General features: G+C 65.8%; 18 protein-coding genes and 2 pseudogenes. 11 read left to right on the top strand and 9 right to left on the bottom strand.

What is annotated here, in order from left to right:
• Positions 1 to 3 precede the first annotated feature (3 nt).
• The 4 genes from AB0K25_RS20015 to AB0K25_RS20000 form a co-directional block, all read right to left on the bottom strand.
• On the bottom strand, positions 4 to 414 hold the full coding sequence (locus AB0K25_RS20015) for a 6-carboxytetrahydropterin synthase (RefSeq protein WP_363821747.1): 411 nt from the start codon (positions 412 to 414) through the stop codon (positions 4 to 6).
• A gap of 199 nt (positions 415 to 613) precedes the next feature.
• On the bottom strand, positions 614 to 1318 hold the full coding sequence (locus AB0K25_RS20010) for an RNA polymerase sigma factor (RefSeq protein ID WP_363821744.1): 705 nt from the start codon (positions 1316 to 1318) through the stop codon (positions 614 to 616).
• Positions 1319 to 1416: 98 nt separating this feature from the next.
• Positions 1417 to 2124, bottom strand: coding sequence for a GNAT family N-acetyltransferase (locus AB0K25_RS20005; protein ID WP_363821741.1), 708 nt, complete (start codon positions 2122 to 2124; stop codon positions 1417 to 1419).
• 958 nt (positions 2125 to 3082) lie between these two features.
• The gene (locus AB0K25_RS20000; protein WP_363821738.1) at positions 3083 to 3340 is read right to left on the bottom strand and encodes a hypothetical protein; all 258 of its coding nucleotides are present in this window, start codon (positions 3338 to 3340) and stop codon (positions 3083 to 3085) included.
• A 373-nt stretch (positions 3341 to 3713) separates the two neighbouring features.
• On the opposite strand from AB0K25_RS20000, the gene AB0K25_RS19995 reads away from it, so the two are divergent.
• Entirely contained in the window at positions 3714 to 4358 is a 645-nt protein-coding gene (locus tag AB0K25_RS19995) for an HAD family hydrolase (RefSeq protein WP_363821735.1), read from the top strand.
• Here the strand turns inward: AB0K25_RS19995 and AB0K25_RS19990 are convergent.
• On the bottom strand, positions 4355 to 5572 hold the full coding sequence (locus AB0K25_RS19990) for a hypothetical protein (protein WP_363821732.1): 1218 nt from the start codon (positions 5570 to 5572) through the stop codon (positions 4355 to 4357). The genes AB0K25_RS19995 and AB0K25_RS19990 overlap by 4 nt on opposite strands.
• Before the next feature lie 117 nt (positions 5573 to 5689).
• Between AB0K25_RS19990 and AB0K25_RS19985 the strand changes: the two genes are divergently transcribed.
• Complete coding sequence (locus AB0K25_RS19985; protein WP_363821729.1) at positions 5690 to 5986, top strand: hypothetical protein; 297 nt, start codon at positions 5690 to 5692, stop codon at positions 5984 to 5986.
• Positions 5987 to 6133: 147 nt separating this feature from the next.
• Here the strand turns inward: AB0K25_RS19985 and AB0K25_RS19980 are convergent.
• The 3 genes and pseudogenes from AB0K25_RS19980 to AB0K25_RS19970 all read right to left on the bottom strand — a co-directional run.
• Positions 6134 to 6561: pseudogene (locus AB0K25_RS19980) on the bottom strand (transposase); the annotation flags it as partial.
• A pseudogene (locus tag AB0K25_RS19975) lies at positions 6561 to 6811 on the bottom strand (transposase family protein); the annotation flags it as partial. The pseudogenes AB0K25_RS19980 and AB0K25_RS19975, both read right to left, overlap by 1 nt.
• 128 nt (positions 6812 to 6939) lie before the next feature.
• Complete coding sequence (locus tag AB0K25_RS19970; RefSeq protein ID WP_363821727.1) at positions 6940 to 9912, bottom strand: tetratricopeptide repeat protein; 2973 nt, start codon at positions 9910 to 9912, stop codon at positions 6940 to 6942.
• Positions 9913 to 10825: 913 nt separating this feature from the next.
• On the opposite strand from AB0K25_RS19970, the gene AB0K25_RS19965 reads away from it, so the two are divergent.
• Complete coding sequence (locus tag AB0K25_RS19965) at positions 10826 to 11308, top strand: hypothetical protein (RefSeq protein WP_363821725.1); 483 nt, start codon at positions 10826 to 10828, stop codon at positions 11306 to 11308.
• 46 nt (positions 11309 to 11354) lie between these two features.
• On the opposite strand, the gene AB0K25_RS19960 is transcribed toward AB0K25_RS19965, so the two are convergent.
• On the bottom strand, positions 11355 to 11672 hold the full coding sequence (locus tag AB0K25_RS19960) for a hypothetical protein (RefSeq protein ID WP_363821931.1): 318 nt from the start codon (positions 11670 to 11672) through the stop codon (positions 11355 to 11357).
• A 667-nt stretch (positions 11673 to 12339) separates the two neighbouring features.
• On the opposite strand from AB0K25_RS19960, the gene AB0K25_RS19955 reads away from it, so the two are divergent.
• The 8 genes from AB0K25_RS19955 (at position 12340) to AB0K25_RS19920 (ending at position 21387) form a co-directional block, all read left to right on the top strand.
• Positions 12340 to 14817 carry a nitrate- and nitrite sensing domain-containing protein gene (locus AB0K25_RS19955; RefSeq protein ID WP_363821722.1) on the top strand — a complete coding sequence of 826 codons (2478 nt, stop codon included), beginning with the start codon at positions 12340 to 12342 and terminating at the stop codon, positions 14815 to 14817.
• A complete protein-coding gene (locus tag AB0K25_RS19950) occupies positions 14817 to 15227 on the top strand; it encodes a roadblock/LC7 domain-containing protein (RefSeq protein WP_363821719.1) in 411 nt (136 codons plus the stop codon). The genes AB0K25_RS19955 and AB0K25_RS19950 overlap by 1 nt, the downstream gene beginning before the upstream one ends.
• A gap of 21 nt (positions 15228 to 15248) precedes the next feature.
• Positions 15249 to 15728, top strand: a complete 480-nt coding sequence (locus AB0K25_RS19945) for a hypothetical protein (protein ID WP_363821716.1) — start codon at positions 15249 to 15251, stop codon at positions 15726 to 15728.
• Positions 15729 to 15806: 78 nt separating this feature from the next.
• Complete coding sequence (locus tag AB0K25_RS19940) at positions 15807 to 17153, top strand: ABC transporter substrate-binding protein (protein WP_363821714.1); 1347 nt, start codon at positions 15807 to 15809, stop codon at positions 17151 to 17153.
• 14 nt (positions 17154 to 17167) lie between these two features.
• Positions 17168 to 17983 (top strand): methyltransferase domain-containing protein, encoded by an 816-nt coding sequence (locus AB0K25_RS19935; protein ID WP_363821712.1) that lies wholly within the window; start codon positions 17168 to 17170, stop codon positions 17981 to 17983.
• A gap of 28 nt (positions 17984 to 18011) precedes the next feature.
• Positions 18012 to 18890 (top strand): branched-chain amino acid ABC transporter permease, encoded by an 879-nt coding sequence (locus tag AB0K25_RS19930; protein ID WP_363821710.1) that lies wholly within the window; start codon positions 18012 to 18014, stop codon positions 18888 to 18890.
• A gap of 98 nt (positions 18891 to 18988) precedes the next feature.
• Positions 18989 to 19882 (top strand): branched-chain amino acid ABC transporter permease, encoded by an 894-nt coding sequence (locus AB0K25_RS19925; protein WP_363821707.1) that lies wholly within the window; start codon positions 18989 to 18991, stop codon positions 19880 to 19882.
• A complete protein-coding gene (locus AB0K25_RS19920) occupies positions 19879 to 21387 on the top strand; it encodes an ATP-binding cassette domain-containing protein (protein ID WP_363821704.1) in 1509 nt (502 codons plus the stop codon). Before AB0K25_RS19925 ends, AB0K25_RS19920 begins: the two co-directional genes overlap by 4 nt.
• Positions 21388 to 21467: the final 80 nt, after the last annotated feature.

Below are 21467 nucleotides of genomic sequence, written 5' to 3'. Positions count from 1 at the left end.
GGCTCAGTGCCCCTCTACGTCGAATCGTGCCCAGCTTCGCCCGGTCTCGCGGACACAGACAGCGACCAAGCGGCCAGGGATGGCTGGTTGAAGGTTCTGGATCAACCATCCGGCCAGGAACTGGGCCAAGAGCTCCGAGGTCGGCTCGAAGGGAAGAACCTCGTGCAGGTTGTGATGATCGAGCTGGGTGGCCAGAAAGACCTTGAAGGGTGCGAGTGCGCCAAAGTCCGTGACGAAGCCTGGATTCTGCAGTTCGGGAGCTGTGAGGATGACCTCGACCTCGTAGCTATGTCCGTGCTGGCGGGAGCACTTGTGTTCCACCGGCAGGCTCGGGAGACGGTGACCTCCTTCGAAGTCAAACCGCTTGCCGATGGTGAATCTGCCCGGCGGCATCGGGATTTCATCGAGGCCCACAAGATTCTCCTTTAGGTCTGTGATGGAGCGCTTCGGTCGATGTGCAAAGTCACGCCACAAACGTTGCCCGTCTCACCTTGCTCGTGCTGGGCTGGCAGGATGACAGGCGGTGGATTGAGCAAATCGCTGAGGTCGCCTGTTTCGCCGTGTAGTCGGGGAAGCTAAACCCCGAGCCATTTATGTATGTGCCCAGGATTGCTCAGCCTGAGGGGTTCTGGGAATGCCGACTTGTGGTCCCACCTGGCGTACCGACCTGCGGTCCGACTTCGCTCCGAGCTGCGCGGCCCGGCTGGCGTCGGGGCGGGTTCTGGTGGGCGTGCGAGGGTGGCTTGGGGTACCACTGGCGGAGTGGAATGTTGTAGGACAGGAGTTGGTGGATTTGTTGTATCCCGTCGCGTCGCCGTCTGTGCATAGTGACGGTGGCGATGTCGAGGGCGTGGGCGGTTTCGGTGGGGGTGTAGCCGGCGACGGACCGCAGGATGCACTCGCGTGTGGTGGGCGGGAGGGCGCGGACGGCTGCGAGGGTGTGTTGGAAGTCGTGTTTGCGCAGCACGGTTTCCTCGGCCGGTTCGATGGTGGCGGAGTTGATGGGGATCAGTCCGTCGGGCGTCTCGTGCCGGGCTTTTCGATAGTGGTCGAAGAGGTAGTTGTGGGCGATGGTGCACAGCCAGGCACTGAGGCGACTGCGGGGTGTGTAGGCGTGCAGGGATCGCCACGCTCGGGCAAAGGTCTCGGCGGTGATGTCGTCGACGAGCCAAGGGTCGCCGCGGGGAATCCGCTGGCGTAGGTAGCCCACGACCAGGGGCTTGTTGGCGTGGTAGAGCGCGGCGAAGGCGTGGTGGTCCCCGTTCTGGGCGCGTCGCACCAGGTTCTCTTCGTCGTGACGGTCGAAGTTGGTCGTCATACTGGCCTTGTCTCGGTCGTGGTAGGGGCGGGCATGCCGGGGCAGGTGTGTCCGCAGTCGACGTTTCCTGGCCGGTTGCTGGGGTGATACCGGCGGCATCACCCCAGCAACGGGTACGGGTACCGACGTGGGTAGAGGGAGGTCCCGCGCCGGTCAGGGCACAGCCCATCCAGGGGGACCGTGGCGGAAAACCCAGGCGGGAACGCGGCGGTGCCGCCGGGTCGCCACATCCTCCAGATCGTGGGGCCGTCCGGAATCCGGATCGGCGTACCGGCGTGGTAGCCGACCCGCTCGTACAAGGCCCGGGTTCGCAGGCTGATGGCCTCCAGGTAGGCGGACAAACCCTCGGCGTCGAGCCGGCGGTGATGGTCAGCGAGCAGCGCAGTGCCGACACCACAGCCCTGCCGATTGGGAGCCACGGCGAGATAGGCGAGGTGGTGATGCAGCGGCAAGTGGGGGTGGTGGACCTCGAACACGGCGTCCAGGAGGGCGAACACCGGCGCGTAGCGGCCGGTCGCCTTCCCCAACGCATCTAGGTGCTCCCGGCTTGGCGGGGTCGGGGAGCGCAGGCGGGAGTACCAGATCGCTACTCCGGTGCAGTCGGAGTTCGTGTGGACGTGCCCGTGCGCCAGGCCGTGCCCTAACACCGCTGTGAAGTAGGCACGGTAGATGAGGCGGCGTTCGGCGCGGTCGGGGACGAGCCAGTCCGCGACCGGGCCGTCGAGGAACGCCTCGGCCAGGACCGGAATCAGGGAGTCGGCGTCGTCGGGTGTCGCCGCACGCACGGTCACATCGGTGTCAATCATCTCGGGAGTCGTCCTTACATGTGAGTGGTGGGGGTAAGCGCCAGGACACGGTCGCCCCGTACACGCCCGGTCGGGTGCGACGCAGGATCATCGCCAAATTGACACGCAGCAGGGCGACAAGGCCGTAGCAGGCGGGGAACACCCACCGCAGCGGGAAGTCGGGGTGACACCGAGAAGGGCGTCGAACTCCGCCGTGGTGAATGACCCGCTGAAGATGGCGACGACACCCTTCCGGAGAACATTTGACGGCGGGACTCATGCTGCCGGGCATCGGTCACCACAGCCATGCCTCTCTCACTCAAGAATGGGGTGCCGGGTAAGGGATGCGCGCCTGTTCCAGCAGAAGCCGCCCGCCAAGGTGGTGGGACAGGTCCTCAACCGCCTACCGCGGCTGTCCGCACACCCATCGCCTGGCAGCGGCGCATCCCGACCATCGATATCCCGCACGACGCTGGTCAGACCGGTCCGCTCCGCCAACTCTCCGATCAACACGCTGACCTGCTCTGGTGGACACTTCACTTCCTGCAACGCGTTCACGTCCGGGTCAATCGCCGCAATCATCTGCACCACCGGCGCTGCCGATTAGCCTCCGGCCCATCGGTCGGGCGCAACGTCATGTCGAGCATGTTGTGGTGGCAAAGCGCAAGGGCATCAGCGCCTCCAGCAGATGATCGGGCCGCCGGTTCGGTAGCTGTCCGACAGCTCGGTCACCAACGATCGCTCGCGGGTCGCATCTTCGGGAATGCCGACCTGCGGTCCGACTTACGTCCTCCTGCACGGTTGGTGGCATGAAGATGAGTGGCCTGTCACCGGACGTAAGGTGTGGCGGGTAGTCCCCCTATGCCGTCGGTGGTGTTCTCGTTGCGGTCGGTGTGTTGGTGGTCGGATAGGAAGCCGGCGATCGCGCGGATGTGGTGTCGAAGGTCTCCCGCCGGCCGTGGTAGCGGCCGAGGATTCGTTAGTTCTTGAGGTGTCCGGTGGCGTGCTCGACCCGGATGCGCGGGTAGAAAGCCGTTTGCGGGCCGCCTCGTGGGCGGCGGTGACACCCGGTGGTAGGAGGTTTGACGTTGCGTAGCGTGGGTCTGGGGGTGATGACCGCCCCGCCGGTGTCGGCCCCCAGCCCCTCGTAGCCGGCGTCGGCGAGGATCGGCACGTCCAGTGGCGCGTTGAGGAGAAGGTCGACCAGTCCTGCGATGCGGGCCTGGATGATGTCCATCGCCTCGGGGCGGGTCTCCCCGGCGACCTGCCCAGGGACATGGCCGTGCCACCCTCCCCCCGGGGTCCCTGGGGCGTCAATCTTCCGGCCGCTGAGAGGATGATGGGGTGCGTGCGGAAGAGGCGATCGACGCGGTGACGTCGGCGGCCACCGGAGCGGGTATCCCGGCTGACGACGCTACCGTCGTGCGTATCGGCGAGAATGGCGTGATCCTGCTGCCGAGCGCTGGTGTTATGGGCCGGGTGGTACCGAGAGCGACGGGTGGTGATCCCCGCCGAGAGACCGAGGTAGCCCTCTGGCTGGCCTCGCAACAGGTGCTTGTGGTGTACCCAGCTCCACAGGGTGGGGTAACGCGCTTGGCATTGGAGTCGCCGTGATCAGGTCAGTCGTGTTCGACGTTGGCGAGACCCTGCTGGACGACACGCGTGAGTTTCATGCATGGGCTGACTGGCTGAACGTGCCGAGGCACACTCTGTCGGCTCTCGTGGGGATTGTGGTCGCGCAGGGCCGCAACAACGCTGAGGCTTTCCAGTACCTACGTCCTGGCATCGACCTTGCCGCTGAGCGGGCGCGGCGTGAGGGTGCCGGTCGCGGCGAGCAGATTGATGAGGTGGACCTTTACCCGGATGTCCGCCCTGCATTGGTCGAGTTGCGAAGGCGCGGGGTGTGGATTGGGGTGGCTGGTAACCAGACCGTCCGGGCTGCTGAGCTTCTGCGAAAGCTGGATTTGCCCGTTGATGCCATTGCTACGTCGGGCGAGTGGGGTGTCGCTAAGCCAGACTTGCGGTTTTTTGACCGAGTTGCCGATTTCGCGCCGGGGGAGCGCAGCGATATCCTCTACGTCGGTGACCATCGTGACTACGACGTCCGGGCTGCCCAGGCGGCGGGCCTGCGGCCGGCTTTGATCAAGCGCGGCCCGTGGGGTCATCTGTGGGCCGACGACCCAACTGTTGCCGGTAGTGAAGTGTGGGTGCTGGAGTCGTTGGAGCAGTTGGTGGATCTGGTTCGGCCACATTAGTTGGCTGTTCCCCATACCCATCTCGCATACTCGTTCAGGATATTCACCGATACCTGGGGACGCAGCGCGGTGACGATGTCGCGGACGTGAGGATGGATGCGAGTGTGTTCGGGCGCAACTGTTCTCGCTTGCAACAGGGCATCGACGGCTCGCCTGGGCGAGCCTGCTTGGGTGTGGGCGCGAGCCAGGTCGATGTAGAAATGGGACTGCCGCTCCCTCGGAACGGACTCGGGCGGAACCCAGTTTCCAGCGGCACGTAGGGCGGCGTCCGGGTCCTCGGAGTCGAGCGCGAGTGTCACCTCGTGGATACGAACGGAGGAAGGGCCGAACGCGGTGCCGTGGTACTCACCGTCGGGCAAGCTTCGCGCGCATTCCGTAGCCTCCCTGAGATGGTCATGGGCGTGGGACGGTCGGCGTGCCAGGCCGGCGAGCACGGCGGCCCGCATGTGCAGGGCGCCGTATGCCGCCCGCGCGGTCGGGCTTGTGCCGGAGCTGATGTGGGTTGCGGCCTGCTCAAGCATCGCCCGTCCGAGTTCTGGCCGCCCGTTATGAAAGAACAGTTCCCCGCGCACGTACTGGGCAGTCGCGACGACAGCGGGGTCGGAGGTGTCCTGTGCCGTGTTAGTCATCATCCTGATGATCAGGGCTGACAGGTCATGGTGACCGAACTTGTCGGCAAGGGCGTCGGCGGCCCGGTATGCCTGCATCAGGAGAAGAGAGGTGAACTCGCGCCGTGCGTCGGTCGCGGAGAACTGGGCGCGGTGGAGTTCATCGAGCAGAGCGGGGATGGCCTTGGAGAGCTGGTGATAGTTCGACGTGAGGCGTAGTCGTACGACATGGTCCACAGCGGCGCGAAGGCTGGCTGCCGTGCGGACTGGACCGTCCGGAGGCATGTCGAACGCGTCAAGGCTGATTCGTAGCTCAGTAAGGTCGACCTCGGTGCTGGGGGCGGCATCGTGAAGTGATCCCGCTGGCTCTGCCAGGGCGCTACTGGTATAGGTGCGTCGTGGGCTGTAGAGGTCGAGTTGGGTGTCGGTGGTGGCGCCGAGGACGTGGCGGAGGGCAGTGCGGCGTTCTTCGCTGGGCCAGCGGTGCTCGCCGCGCTCCAGCTTGCCGATCCACCGTGAGTCGACGTAGTGGGCGGTGAGGTTACGTCTGGGGTAGAGCCGGTCGAGGGCAGCGTTGACGCCGTCGGCCAGTTCGCTGCGCGACATGCACTGGCCTACCCGCCGAGGTGATGGCAGTCGGTGGCGGGCGTCGCTGAGCAGGGTGTTCGGCGTGATAACCGTATCCGGATGACGAGGCAACTACTGCTCCCAATAGGTCGGTCGATGAAGGCCGAGATTCTCGTCGGGGGTGGCGCCGAGGAGGTGGCGGAGAGCGGCGCGGCGTTCCTCGCTGGGCCGACGGCGCTCACCACGTGCGAGTTTGTCGAACCCGCGAGCATCGACGGCGATGGTGGCCTGGTTGCGTCCAGGAGCGTGGTCGCCGAGCCTCGTATCGATCGGATCGGCCAGTTCGCTACGGGATATGCCCACTACGGACCGCGAGGGCGAACCCGTTCTGCGGCGGGCTTCGCTGAGCTGCGTGTTGAACACGACGCCGTGACCAGGATCCCGACGCAATGACTTCCCCTCTCAAAGTCAAGTCCGCCCGCACGGCGCCTCGCTGCTGATTGTGACTACTCGAATCCGCGGGACGAAAAGTGCGGTCGATGTCCAGCATGTCAAGATCGCGACCCAAGGGCCAGGAGGCCCGCTCAGAGGACGTCTGATTCACGTATTTTGGGCATGTTGCGGTTTTAGGGTTTTTCGCCAGGTTGGGGTGGTTTCGGTGGTGAGGCGTTTGGCGAGGTTGTCGATCATGGCGAGGGTGATCATGCTGGCGGAGTTGTCGGGTCGGGTTTCGTAGTCGCGGACGAGTCGGCGGTGGTGCATGAGCCAGCCGATGGTGCGTTCGACGACCCATCTGCGCTTGATCACGCTGAAGCCTTTGATCTGTGGGTCTTTGGTGACGATCTCGATCTCGACGCCGAGGTGGGCGCCGTGTTCGACGACGCGGTTCTTGAAGCCGGCGTCGACCAGGTTTTGGTCAGGGTGGGGTAGGTGGTGGTGGCTTGGTCGAGTAGGTCCATGCCGATGGTGTTGTCGCTGGGACTGGCGGCACAGACGGTGACGGCGAGGAGCAGGCCGAGGGTGTCGGTGCCGCCGCAGCGAGCAGGTCGACAGCTTCGCGGACGTAGCGCCAGGCGGTGGAGACGCCAATGCCGAACCCGGCTGCGAGGCGGGTGTAAGTGTCGCCGTGCGCAGGTGGGCGAGGGCGAGCAGGGCTTGCCGACCGGGATCCAGACGCCGCCACCGGGATCGACGCTCCCGACGGTGGCCGCGGAGGCGCTTGGCGAGGTGGCTCAGGGTTCGACTGGACACCGGAAGCGTGGCGGGGTGAGACAGCACGGCAAGGCTCCCGGTCGGGGCATCGGATCTTTGTCGACTGCTGTCTTACCTGGAGCCTCGCCCTCATCGATCTCCGGGTTACCCACACCCACCGTCACCAGCACAATCAAGGTGACAAGGGCTCTGTATTAAGATTCAAGACTGGGACTTACTGCTCTTTCTTCCGCAATTATTCTTCTTGCGTCCTCATGACGCCCTAGTCGAATGAGAATCGCAGCGGCATTGTGTAGTGCAACAGCAAGACCTTCGTCGCTCGCCGCTGGTTGATCGAGCCGGAAAAGCAGGCGCCTAATCTCAACCGCTTCCATCGCCGGCTCCAAGGCCTCTGGCCACCTGCCTGCTTCAACATTTCGGACCCCCAAGTTGAATACCGCGCTCGATAGAAAGCGCATGTGAGCGCGTGGGGAATCTCTCGCCAGGAGGCGCCCAATCTGCACGGCTTCGAGATTGGGCGCGATTGCGTCGTCGACTAATCCAAGATCGGCGAAAAGAACCGACAAATTATACAAATTTACAGCCAGCTTAGGGAGATATGTTGCTGCATCTAACAGCGCAAGCTGACGGCAAACATCGACAACCTCCTGCATGCTCTCAAGGCAAGACGTATGGTGATCAAGATTGTACCGAATCTCGCTGAGACCCATAAGGGCAAAAAGCAGATCTGGCAAGTGGCGGGCGGGATCGGTGGCGGAAAGTTCTCGCAATATGCTTACGGCCTTCAGCATCTGACTTTCCGCTTCGAACGACCGGCCCAGCGTCATCAACGCCTGCCCGAGATTGCTGAGGGTCGTTGCAAGCGAGTGACGATACTTAGGAGAGTGGGTAATCATCCTGCGGTATATTTCCGCAGCCACCTCAAGCGCACCCCGCGCTTCCTCAACCCGAGCCGTTCTGCCGCACGCCACGCCAAGAATGTCGTGGAGTACCACAAACCTCTCCCATTCCGCCTGTCGCTCAACGGCTGGCAGCTCCTCGTAAGTAGCCGTAGCTTCGGCGGCGCATTCGATTGCGTCCTCCCAGCGTTCGGTCTTGGCAAGCAGCATTACGCACCTAGTTAACACGACAAGCTTTTTTGGTAAGTCATCTGGCTCAACGCTAGCTTTGGCTCTCAGAAGTTCGACCGCCTGTAGCGCCCAGGAAAGCGCGTCTTCCCAGCGCTCTAGCCGACATAGCACTGCGGAGGAACCATCTAACGATCGCGCTAACTCGACATCGTACTCCACTCTCCCGCTCGCTCGAATCTCTCCGTATAGGCCAGCGCTTTGCATTAACCAATCTGCGGCGACTTCATGTTCCCCTAGTTCCGACAGGCACAGCGCCAGGTCTCTCATCGCTCTGGCAAGGTATGGTGAATAAAGACCGGAATTCTCGGCTACAAGTTGCCGAAATATGTCAACGGCTTCTTGAAATAGTGCGGCCGCAGCATCATGATGACCTAGCTCGCTTTCCCGTAAGCCACAAGTACCAAGCGACATGGCAAGACTGGACTGAAACTGCTTTAAATCGAGGCGTGCAAGCTCTCGATATGCTCGAACCTGGTCTTGTGATGCCGCAAGAGCCAACTCGGTTCTTCCGAGGCGCGACAGTAGACCACTGAGATCAGTAAATATCGCAACTATTTCCGGAATGCTGAGTCCTATCCTTGGCAACTGCCGATAAATTCGTGCCGGTAGTTCTAGCGCTTTGACAGCATCCTCCAAGCGTCCGACGTCACGCAGGCGCCTGCCCTTAGTAGCCATCGCGGCAAGCGCGTGGCCGGCAAATCCACTTTCCACCCACGTTTTCTCTGAGGAATCCCCTTGAAAGAGTAGTGCCGTTGCTTCCTCTGCTAAAGATAGCGCCGCACTTGGCTCGCTTCTCAGGTACCCGGAAAGTAAAGATGACACCCAACCGACATACGGTTTGAAAGTCTGGGGATCAACTTCCGCAAGCCTGCGGTAGATGTCGAGGGATTCAGCAGTTGAAGCCTGCCCTTCGTCTTCACGCCCCAGTTCGGCGAGAGTGTTCCCAAGGTGGGCAAGTTCTCTTGCAAGTAGGGGATTAAACTCGCACGGTGCAATTTCGGCAAGTGACCTATAAGCTCTGACCACTTCCTCTAGAATCTCAAGGGCCTCACCATGTAGGCCCGCATTGGATAGGCGGATCGCGAGAGCAGCCTGAAGTTCGGTTCGGGACTGAGGATCCACTCCTAGCTCTAAACGAAGCGCAGTTAAATGTCTTGCTAAGACGGCAGCTCCCGCATCTATGTTGATATCGCGGCCTGGCAGGGCGTTAGCGACTAAATCGAGCACTTGGAGAGGAATGCCGGGGATTTCAGTAAGAGCAGCGATGACGGGGGTGCCTCCTGCTATTGCTAAATGAGGGGCGCGAAGCAGCAACGGGATGAGTTGCTGGTGAGCGACGTGGGGCCACCGTCGCGCCACCTCAGTCAACACCGTCACTGAGTGTCGCGCCCAGCTCGGTGGGTCCTCCATAGCTTCATCGGGCCGTAATAAACGTCCTGGAGCAGTGACGGCCCAGGGGTCGGCAGGATAGTCGAATTCACCTTCGCGAGCTGCCAGAAGTGCGATAAAGTCCTCACCAAGCCGGTCTGGGTAAAGTGGCTCGAAAGCAACATCAGCACGCTGAGCGGGATAGCAAGCCAAATGATCTTGTACAACCAAATCGGCTTCTGCGGTCAGCGCTATGCCGAGGCGCGCAACAAACGCCGATGCCTGGGCGGTTTGCATCGACCGAGTTAAGGTTGCGGTGTAAACTGTGCGAGCCATGGCGCGAGGCATGGTCGCGACCCGCTGGTTCTCATATGATGCTTGCCAATAATCGTATTCTCGATCCAAAAGGTAAGAGGTCACCCCAACTGGGTCCTGCGGTGTTTGTCTGGAATGCTTACTGGAATCCGCAGCGGCCAGAGCGGCCATATGGATGGAAAGGACCGTGTTAAAATCATCCGCATTGAGCGCTGCCGTCGGCGCATCTTCAGCTTTAGCCATGCCCAAAATACTCGCAAACCGTTGATACGCCACATCAAATATCTCTTGGCGCTTGCTGGCCGTCTGGGCAAGAGGTTGAAGAGCCAGGGTCTCCGCGACCTGGATACGCAATTTGCGGAGACGATGCCTTAGCGCGGGCCACCAGCTTTCCGCTGGCCGGCTCACGAGCAAGACACGAGTCTTGAAAGGCCGAGATAGTATAGGATTTTGCAAGAGCAGCTGTAGATCCTCTACCGGCCAACGCTCAGCGTATTCGACAATTACGATGAGCGCATCGCCGGGATCTCCGGGCACGACCACTTGCTCGGCGCTGGGCTCGCTAACATGAAAACCGGCCCACACCGTCCAATGCGCCGCTGCCGACTCTTTGGCAAACTCGGCCGCTAGTCGCGTTTTACCCTGCCCCCCAGGACCGTGGACTAGCATTGCCGACACGCCGGGCGTAGGGGAATCGCGCCATGCCCCGAGCTGCGTTAGCTCTTGCACTCGACCACTAAAGGGGACTATCCGGCTGTCAGCGGAGAGTAGTTGACTGGGATGCACGTTTTCCGCTACCACGGGCCGGGGTTGGATCGGAAAAGGCTCAAACCGATAAAGGGGTTCCCCGTTGCGAATGTGCATGTCGCCGTATTGTACGGCGTAAACCCTACTTCCGGGTTCTGCATACACTATTTGGGCGTAAGCGTCTTTGGACTGAAGGCGATCGCCATCAAGAGGCAAAGAGAACGGATTGGTATATTCCACCGAACAACCTCGCTATCGACGTCCTTCGCGGCCAGGATTCCTGAGTTCGTGTGCTGCTGAGGCAGGGCGGCGGCTAAGTAGCTGCGGCTATGACACGGCGAGGCTTCGCAGCTTGAGCCGTAAGGCGTTGGGCAACCGTCGACCCCCCGACCGGCTAGAACACAGAGACCAGAAGATAGGCCAGCGACCGCATAGTCTTTACCCGTGTCGTATTTCGGTCAGAGATGTTGCGCGGCCACGTCCGATCGGCTACTTATTGGATCCAGGTGAGGAGGATGCGGTGGATTTCGCCTGGTTGACACAGTTGGCCGCGACTGGCGGTGCGGCGTTGGTCCAGTCGGCTGCGACAGATGCTTGGCATTCAGCCCGATTGGGATTTACAAGACTTTTAGGCCGCGGCGACCTGAAGCGCGAAACCGTCGCGAGGCGGCGGCTCGACGCTCTAGCTGCTGAGGTCGAAAGGGCCCTACCGGCGCACCGTGACGAGGTCCGTTGTCGACTGCTGCCGGTTTGGCAGACCCGTTTAGCCGATTTGATCGAGGAGGATCCGGCAGCGGGCGCCGCCGTACGCACCTTGCGGGATGAACTACTGGCTGCGCTGCCCACATCGCAGCAGCAGTGGGTACAACAGTACGTCAACGCTACCGCAGCCGGTGCTACAGCCCAGGGGGTGATGTTCGGTAACATCATCAATTACTCGGCTTCGTCGCCCGCAGAACCGTCCGGCCCGGGGGCCGATGAAATGCCAACGCGGCGGGCGTAGCGTCGGACGCCATCTTCCACTCCGCCTCATCACCGAGCTAACGCGGTCAACTTAACCGGCTGATTTGGCCAGCCCTAACCAGGCACTCGGAGGCGAACTCACCTCGTGCTCGGCGTGCGCCTCGATCCGCTGCGCGTCGGGTTCTCGGTGACGAGTAGCACCTCACCGTGGCGCAGCGCCCAGTGTGGCCTCCTTGCGCTGGCGTACGCGGCCGACACGGCGTCATCCACCAGCCGCGCGCCCAGCCGTCGGCCGCGGCGTCCATGATGGCGGTACGACGGTTTACGCCAACGACCAGGTAGTCGCAGATTGCGCTAACCAGGTCGACATCCGGACCAACGTGGCCGTTCTCGAGTGCACTCAGCTGCTGCCGAGGAAAGCCGACGGCGCGTGCCAGTGGCTCGCCTGCGATGCGCCGTGCTCATCACGTAAGCGGCGGATCTCGCGGCCCAACCATCGCCGACGGACATACGGACTGGGGCGGTTCACCGGCGGCCTCCACTGATGCATCTACGCCCAGTCGACGATCGCAGCCGGCTGGGTGGATCCAATGTAACCCCGACAGTCAGCGCAATGATCTTGATGCCGCCGATGGTCTGCAATGAGTAAGCAGGTCAGGTGGCAGTCGGACCGAAGGTCGGAACCCGAGGTCGGACCGGTGGTCGGTATTCCCAGCGCAAGCCGATGATCTGCATGATCCTCTTGGATCACTAATTGGCTCAGCTTCAGCGTTCGACCGCCAACCGGGATTGACGGTGACTCAGACAGGTGGTGCCCGCAATGTTGCTACTGATGATCGCCATCCTGGTCAGTCTGGCTTTCGGCTGGCTGGCCGGGATGGTCACCTATCGATCTTCCCGAAGGTGGTGTGGCCGGTGCGGCGGCTCCCTAAGCTGCGTCGCCTGCAAACCAGCTTCTGGCGGCGGTCAGCTGATTCATGAAGACCAGCAAGAAGTTCGAGCAGGACCGGGGTTGAGGTGACGGGGTTGGGAAGTGCCGCGAAGCGAAGAATTGTCGCGAGGAAGCGTTCGTTGGCGGATGTTCCTGTGCGGCTCAAGGCGGCGCTGATCGTGGTGCCAACGGTGCTGGCTGCGGTGCTCTCGACAGGGTTCGGACTCTGGGCCTCCGTGAGAGAGGCTGGAGTTGCGCAGCGTTCCGGTGACATGTTCATCGCGACTGTGGCTGCCGCAGAGGTGACTCAGCAGTTGCAGGTCGAGCGGAACACGGCGGTGGGTCTGCCTCTGCCCGGCTCGAACGTCACTCAAGCCGACTTCGAGCGTGCGGTTCAGGACACCGATCAGGTGGTATCGCGGTTTCACGAGCAGCGCCGCCGGCTTGATGCCCTCCCGGAGTCCGTGCGGGTGGTGCTGGCCAGGGTGGAGGCCGGTCTAGCGGACGTGGCCAGGCAGCGGCAGCGCGTGCGTGGCGATGGGCTGGTGTCGCTGTCGGCCGTTGCTTTCGGCTACCGAGGGGTCGTCGCCGAGCTTGACGCTCTGCTGCCTGCTGTGGCGCAGAGTGGGGTCACCCCGCAGCTCGCTGATGAGATGCGCGCGTCGGCCGCGCTGTCACGGGCTCGGGAGTCGGTGGGGCGGCAACAGGTCGCGGTGTTGCAGGCGTTGGCGGCACGGCGGTTGACTCCCGCGTTGCATGCCGAGATCGTGGCTGCCCGGTCTGTGCAGGACGAGGCGTTGCGCGAGTTCGATGGGCTCGCGCGGCCGTCGTGGCGGGCGCTACTGGGTCGGACGTTGGTTGGCCCGGACGTGCTGGCCGGCGTGCGGCTGGACGGGGCGGTGTCGGGCACTGGCGTGTATGAGCCGGTACGGCTGCCGGGCGGTGCCGAGCAGTGGGGCCGGGTGATGACGACGCGGGCCCACCTGCTGGCCCAGGTGCAGACGTCGGTGAACGGTGACATCGGCGCCGCCGCTGATGACCTATGGGTGGAGCAGGTTCGCGCCGCGGTGGTGCAGGCAGGTGTGCTGACGGTGATGCTGGCCGTCGCGGTGCTCACCGCGTTGTGGGTGGCGCGATCGCTGGTTGGCCAACTTTCCACCTTGCAGCAGGGCGCACGACTGGTCTCGGACGTCGAGCTGCCGCAACTGGTCGAGCGGTTGCGGGCGACCTCGGATCCTGCGGCGGCGCAACGGTTGATCGAGGACGTTGGTGGGGTAGCGGTGCCGGTGGTCGGCCGAGATGAGGTGGGCCGCGTCGCGGATGCGTTCAACCTGGTGTTGCGGGCGGCGGTGACCGCGACGGTGGATCAGGCACGAGGTCGTGCCCTGGTAAGCGCCATGATCACGTCTATCGGTCGGCGGGTGCAGGCACTCACGGAGCAACTGCTGGGAAGCATCGACGACCTCGAACGCGATGAGGAGGATCCAGACCGACTGGCCAGGGTGTTCGCCGCTGACCAGCAGGCGACGCGGCTACGACGGTATGGCGCGAACCTGTTGATCGTGGCTGGCGGTGGACCGGGCCAGTTGCAGCGGCAGGCGGTAGAGCTCGGTGATCTGGTGAACGCGGCGTTGTCGGAGACCGAGGGTTTCGCACGGATCAATGTGATGCGGCTGGTCCAGGTGGAGATCGACGCCCGGGCTGTCGACGCGGTCAAGTCCATCTTGGCGGAGCTGCTGGACAACGCGACCCGGTTCTCTGCGGAACAGGTGCGCGTGTTCGCGATGTGGTCCGGGCGTGATGTTCAGGTCCTGATCGTGGATACCGGCTTCGGGTTGGCTCCCGAGCAGTTGGAACGCGCCAACGCACTGCTGGCGAGCCCGGAGGCGGAAGTCGCGGTCACCGATCAGATGGGGCTGGTCGTGATTTCCCGCCTGGCGCGTGAGTTTGGGATGCGAGTGCGCCTGAACGGGACCCGCCCGACCGGTATCACGGCCGAGGTGACCGTGCCGGCCGAGTACGTGACCCGCGTGCACGTACGCGAGATCGTCGTACCGAGCCAGGTCCGGCGACGGATCCGGCCGGCCCCCGCGCTGCCACCCAACCCGGCACCTGCCCCGGTGCCGCCAGCGGTCCCGTCGTCGCCCGTGACCGGAACCGGAGGCGTCGGCCCGACGACTCTGTCTCCCACCATGGCGCCATCGCCGCCGGACGTGACCATGGAGTTGCCGCTTCTGGGACGAGAGCGCACGGTGCTTCCGCCGGCACCGGGCAGCTCCCGGCCACCGGACACACCGATGTTCCGGGAGGTCGCGGCGCGATCGCCATGGTTGTGGCCGCAAAACAGTGACGACGGCGGGTTCCGAACCGCCGCCGACACGGGCTGGCACGCGGCGGCGTCCACAGCTGACCCTGCCACCGATGGGCGCACCGCCTCTGGGTTGCCTCGGCGCCGCCCGCAGGCGCACGTGGTGCCAGGTGGGTTGCCGACGCAGCGCACCGGCTCCGAGCCGTCCGCGCCGATCGATCCCGCAGCGATCCGAGCGCAAGTCGCCGGCACGCTACGCGGCCTGCGTGCTGCGTCTGCTACCCCTCCCCTTCTGACAGGAGAACGCTGATGAGCGTCATCACCGCCACGCCCCGCAACCCCCAGCTTTCGGTCGTCCTGGACGGCCTGTCCAGGCAGATACCCGCCGTGGCGCACGTCGTCGCGGTGTCCGGCGACGGACTCCTGTTGGCTAGCACCGCCGGTTTGGACGTCGATCGGGGTGATCAGCTCGCGGCGATCGTGTCGGGTCTGGTCAGTCTGGCGCGTGGCGCCACCGACCTGCTGGAGACCGGTGGAATGCAGTTCCAGATGCTGTTGATGCACGACGGCGTCCTTGTGGTGCAGCAGGTGCCTGACGGGACGTCGCTGGCCGCGTTGGCGCGCGCCGACTGCGACCCGTCGTTGGTGGCCTACGAGTTGGCGGCGCTCGCGGCGCGTATCGGCGAGCAGGTCAGCCCGGGGCCACGGGCCGCCGGCTGAACCGCCCCGACGGTGACGACCATGAACGCATTTCCCGGCGGGGCGCCGGAGCGATCCGCCGCGGTCACGGTGGTAGTGGCCGGTGGGCAGGGGGCGGGGAAGACCTGTTTCCTACGGGCCGCCGGACACGGTCACACCACGTTGGCCGGGCTGTGGGAGGTCAGTCACGTCACCCTGCCAGGCGGGGTCACCGTCGTGCTGCGCGCTATGCCGGAGCGGCGGCGTTGGTGGTGGGTGTGGGACCAGCTCGCGGTCGACGCGGTCGGCATGGTGGTGCTGGTCGACACCACCTGTCTTCCGGCCTCGTATCCGGTCCTGGATTACGTCGAGGCCCGTCATCTGCCGTTCCTGGTGGCGATCAACCGGCCTCTGGGTGGTGCGCGCAACCGCCGGGAGATTCGCGGTGCCCTGCGGGTGGACGCCCAGGTGCCGGTCCTGACCTGTGACGCCACGGAACCCGAATCCGTGATGGCCGTTCTGCGTCACCTCATCACCCTCTGAACGGGCCGGCCACCAGATCGCACCACCGCCATCCGTTCCCTCTTGATCGATATGCATGGATGAAAGGACTCCACTCTCGTGACCCCTCAAGACAGTGCCCGCCGTTCCCGGTGGCGATTGGCGATCGCCGCCGCCGTGACCGCCGTGCTGTTCGTGGTGGCCGGATGTTCCGGGTCGAGCCTCGGCGACCCGGACACCGACGCCAAGGAGATCCGAATCGGGTTGATCGTGCCCAAGTCCGGGCCCTACAAGGCGATCGGCGACGACCAGGCCGCCGGATGGCGCCTGGCCCTGGACAGGCTGGGCGGCAAGCTCGGCGGCCGGCCGGTGAGGGTGATCGAGGCCGACGAGGGCGACGGCAAGGCCACCGCCCTCGCGGCGGCCCGCAAGCTCATCGAGCAGGACAAGGTTCTCGCGCTGGTCGGTGGGGCGACCGCCGACACGGTGCAGACGCTGTATCCGCTGCTGAACGAGACCCGGGTGCCGCTGATCGGCATCGGCGGCCGGCCGTCAACGGTCGCCGATCCCACCTACCTGTGGTCGACCTCGTGGCTGAGCCAGGAGACCGGCGCGTCGATCGCCGGATACCTGCGCGAGAAGGTGGGCGACGGCCGGGTGTGGGTGATCGGCCCCGACTACATCGGCGGGCGTGACCAGATCGGGGGGTTCGTCACCGGGTTCCGCAACGCTGGCGGGCGGTTGGCGAATCCGGGTGGGGAGCCGACGTGGACGCCGTGGGCACCGGCACCGACCACCGAGTTCTCCCCGTACCTGACGAGGATCAAGGAGTCCGGAGCGGCGGCGGTCTACACCTTCTACGCCGGGGCGTCGGCGATCGAGTTCGTCAAGCAGTACCGGCAGTACGGCGTCGACGTGCCGCTGTACGCCTCGGGGTTCCTCACCGAAGGCGCACCTCTGGTAGCGCTCGGGGAGCAGGCCAAGGGCATCTACACCGCGCTGAACTACTCCAGCACCCTGGACAACGCGGCGAACCGGGACTTCGTGCGCCGCTACACCGCAGCCAACGACGGGCGCTTACCGAACATCTACCACGTCTGCGCCTGGGACGCCGCGTTGGTGCTGGACAAGGCCATCGCCGAAGCAGCTGTCCCACCGAGCACCCCGCCGGCAACCCCCACCGCCGCGACGGCGACGGCACCGGCCTCCACCAGCCCCACTGCCGCCGCGACGGGTAGCGCCTCGGCAACGCTGGCCGTGCCCGATGCGGGGGGTGAGGTGTTGACGTCGCAGTCGTTGACGGCGGCGTTGTCCCGGGTCGGGTCGATCGACTCACCCCGCGGCGCCTGGCAGTTCGGACCGCAGCACCACACCCCGGTGCAGGCGTACTACCTGCGCGAGGTCGCCCAGGACGGGCAGGTGTGGGTCAACCGCACCGTGCAGACCCTGACCACCCTCGGCTCCTGAGACGGAGAAACATCATGACCACCACGCCCACTGGCGAACACCGCACCGGTTACATGTTCGACAACGCCACCGACGAGGCCGCCCACCAGCTGCGTCACCTCGGGGCGATCCTCGACCCGGGCACCCGCTGGACCCTGTACGAGTTGGGTGTCAGGCCCGGGTGGAAGGTCACCGACATCGGGGCCGGGGCAGGCACCCTGACCACCTGGCTGTCCGACCAGGTCGCCCCGGACGGGCACGTCACCGCCGTGGACCTCGACCCCCGCCACATCCCCACGGGCCCCAACATCACCGTACGGGCCGGCGACATCCGGCACCTGCGGCTGGAGGGATCACAGCAGGCCATCGTGGCCCGGCTGGTGTTGATGCACCTACCCGAACGTGAACAGGTCCTCGCCGACCTGGTGCGGGCCCTCGCCCCGGGCGGGGCGCTCGTCGTCGCGGACTGGGACTGCACCTGGCGCGACATGATCCGCCGCAGCCCCAGCCCTCGCGCCACCCAGTTGATCGAACAGTTCCAGGACGCACTGCTGTCCTTCGGCGAGTCACGGGGTGCGGACATGGGCTGGGCCACACGGGCACCGGAGGCGATGCTCCGCCTCGGCCTGGACAACGTCGACAGCCGGATCGAGTCCCGGTCGTGGCGCGGCGGCACCGGCATCTGTCTGCTGCACCACTCCAACTCGATCCAACGGGAACCAGAACTGCTCACCGCCGGCATGACGCCTGAGGACCTGGCCGAGTTGCGGCAGGTGCTGATGGATCCCGACCTGATGCTGTCGGGCTACCTGATGCACACCACCGTCGGCCGCCGCCCCACCCAGGCCTGACCAACCCCGCAACGGAAGGAGGAATGCCGTGGGCCTGGACGGGCTCGTCAACGCCTACACGATCACCGCCCTCGACGGTGTCGCGTACGGGTTGCTGCTGTTCACCATCGCCGCCGGCCTCACGCTGATCTTCGGCGTGGCCGGGGTGTTCACGATGGCCCACGGCACCCTCTACCTCGCCGGCGCCTACCTCGCCTGGCACCTCACCGACGGCAGCTGGACCGGCCTCGCCGTCGCCCTGGCCGCCGCCGCCACGCTGGGCGCGGCGGGGGGTGCGGGACTCGCCGCCGCCGTGCGTCCCCTCGCGAACCGGCCGCTCGACCAGGTGCTGGCGACCCTCGGCGTGGCGTACATCGCCGCCGACGGGTTCGCCACCATGTTCGGGGCCGAACCGCGCTCGGTCGCCCCACCCCGGGCGGTCGCCGGGTCGGTCAGCCTCGGCGACTACCAGTACCCGACATACCGGCTGGGGTTCATCGCCGTCGCCGCGCTGATCGTGGTGGCGTTGTTCTGGATCATCGAACGCTCCCGCACCGGCGCGGTCATCCGGGCGGTGGTCTCCGATCCGGGGATGGCCGCCGCCAACGGCCTGCGCACCACCGCCGTGCGCACCGGAGTGCTGGTCGGCGGCGCAGTCCTCGCCGTGACCGCCGGGGTGCTCGGGGCCCCGGTCATCGGCCCGGGACCCGGGGTGGACACCACCATCCTGGTCCACTCGCTGATCATCTGCGTCGTCGGTGGCCTCGGCAGCATCCGCGGCGCACTGGTCGCCGCACTCGGCGTCGGACAGACCCTCACCCTCGGCGTCGCCATCGCGCCCGCAGCCGCCGCGTTCGTCCTCGGCGCCGCCATGCTCGCCGCCCTGACCGTCCGCCACCGCACCGCGCTCCCCGGACGACCCGCGTGACCACCACCCTCACCCCCCTCGGCGACCCGACCGGCGGCACGCGTGCCCGCCGTCTCGGCCGGCTCCCATCGTGGTGGACGCCCACGGTGGGAGCCACCGTGCTCGTGGTAGCGGTCGGGTTGCCGTGGCTGGTCGACGCCTATCTCATAACTCTCGCCACCACCGCGCTGGTCATGGCCGTGCTCGCCATGAGCACCCAACTCCTCGTCGGACTCGCCGACCTTCCGCCGCTGGGCCAGGGCGCCTACCTCACCGTCGGCGCCTACACCGCCGCCACCGCCGCCACCCTGACCAGCCTCGGCCCGGTCCAGCTCCTCGCGGCGACCGCCGCCGGAGCTGTCGCCGCCGCCGTCACCGGCCTGCTCGCCGTACGGGCCCGGGGCACCAGGTTCCTCATGGTCACCTTCGGCCTCGGCGAACTGATCCACGCCGCCGCGAACGTGTGGGCACCAGGCGGCAGCGAAGGCATCCACACCCCACCCGTCGTGGCGCTGCCCGGTCTGGCGCCGATGGTCCGTCCCGGCTGGGTGTACCTGTACGTCCTCGCGGGCACCCTTGCCGTCGGCGCCGCGGTCGCGGTCCTCGTGCGGACCCGCTTCGCCCTGATCCTACGCGGCACCGCCGCTCACGAACCGCGCCTGCAAGCCACCGGCCAGCACACCAGCCGACTGTTCCTCGCCGCGTACACGATCGCCGGCGGAATCGCCGGAGCAGCCGGCGCACTGACTGTCGCGATCACCCGATACGTCTCACCCGCCGACGCCGCCATGGGTATCTCCGCACTCGCCCTCGCCGCCGCACTTATCGGCGCCGGCAGCATGACCGGCGCCTGCGCCGCAGCGATCCTCCTCGTCGCCGCCCGCGACTGGGCCGGTGGACTACTCGCCGGCCACGGCCCCACCCTGCTCGGCCTGTGCTTCCTCCTCCTGGCCTACCTGCCCCGACACCGGCTGGCCGGCCTCACCACCCGACTCGCCCGGGAGCGCACATGACCACGCCGCTGCTGCGCCTGGACACCGTCAGCCTCGACTACGGTGCCCGCCGCGCCGTCAACGAGGTCAGCCTTGAACTGCACCCCGGGGCCCGGCACGCGATCATCGGACCCAACGGCGCCGGCAAATCCACCCTGCTGCATCTCATCGCCGGCACCCTGCGTCCCACCTCAGGCCACATTCACTACCGAGGGCAGGACATCCACCGCTGGCCGGTGCACCGCCGCGCCCGCGCCGGAATCTCCCGCACCTGGCAACACCCGGCACTCGCCCGTCCGCTCACCGCCCTGCAGAACGTGCTGCTCGCCGTTCCCGGACAACGCCTCACCTCCCTACAGCCACAGCCACGCCTCGTGACCGCCGCCCACGAGGCACTGGCCCAGGTCAACCTCACCCCGTACGCCGACCGGCCCGCCGCGCAGCTCGCCTACGGCGACCAGCGGCGCTTGGAGATCGCCGTCGCGCTCGTGGCCAAGCCCCCGCTGTTGCTGCTTGACGAGCCCTCCGCCGGCCTCACCACCACCGAGATCACCCACCTCACCGAGCTGATCCGTGCTCTGCCGGGTGACATCACGGTGCTGCTGGTCGACCACAACCTCGACTTCGTCGCTGCCGTCGCCGACACCATCACCGTGCTGCACCTCGGCCAGCACCTCACCACCGGCGCCCCCACCGAGATCCGTGAACACCCCGAGGTCCGCCGCGTGTACCTCGGCACCGAGCCCACCGGACCACCACCGGACACCAGTCCCGGCAGCATGTCCGCACACCCGACCGGAGCCCCTGTGCTGCGCGTTCGTAACCTGCGCGCCAGCTACACCGGTGCCTCTGTGCTCACCGACATCACCCTCGACATCCGCGCCGGACGGGTGAGCGCGGTTGTCGGCCGCAACGGTGCCGGAAAGACCACCCTGATCAACACCATCGCCGGCCTGCACCCTGCCCGACCTGGCACCGATATCCACCTTCATGGGCAACCCCTGACCGGCCACGACGCCCGTGCCCGTGCCCGCGCCGGCCTCGGCCTTGTCCCCCAGGGACGCCGCCTATTCGCCGGACTCACCGTCGACGAACACCTCGCCCTGCCCAAGCCCCGTCCCACCAGTCCCCGCACCCACACCGTGGCGCAGGTACTCGACCTGTTCCCCGCCCTCGCAAGCCGACGCCACCACCGGCCCCATCAACTCTCCGGCGGCGAGCAACAGATGCTCGCCCTCGCCCGCGCTCTCCTCGCCGCCCCCGAGGTGCTGCTGCTCGACGAACCCTCCGAAGGACTCGCCCCCGTCATCCTCAACCACATCGCGGCGACCATCACCGGCCTCGCCAACTGCGGCACCGCCGTCCTCCTCGCCGAGCAGAACCTCACCTTCGCTGTCCAGGTCGCCGACGACATCGCTGTCCTCGACCGTGCCCGCATCGCCCGCCACGTCGCCACGGCCGACCTGCATGAGTACCCCGACCAGCTCCACGACCTGCTCACCATCCCCACGACGGTGACCACATGAACCTGACCCGCAATCCCCGCAGCGGCGAGATGATCCCTGATGCCTCGCCGTGGTTCACCCGGCCCACCACCCCGACCGGG

The organism is Micromonospora sp. NPDC049257, assembly GCF_040678915.1.
Taxonomy (GTDB): domain Bacteria; phylum Actinomycetota; class Actinomycetes; order Mycobacteriales; family Micromonosporaceae; genus Micromonospora; species Micromonospora antibiotica.
The sequence above is the reverse complement of the archived record's forward strand: the minus strand, read 5'-3'. Positions and strand labels throughout refer to the sequence as shown.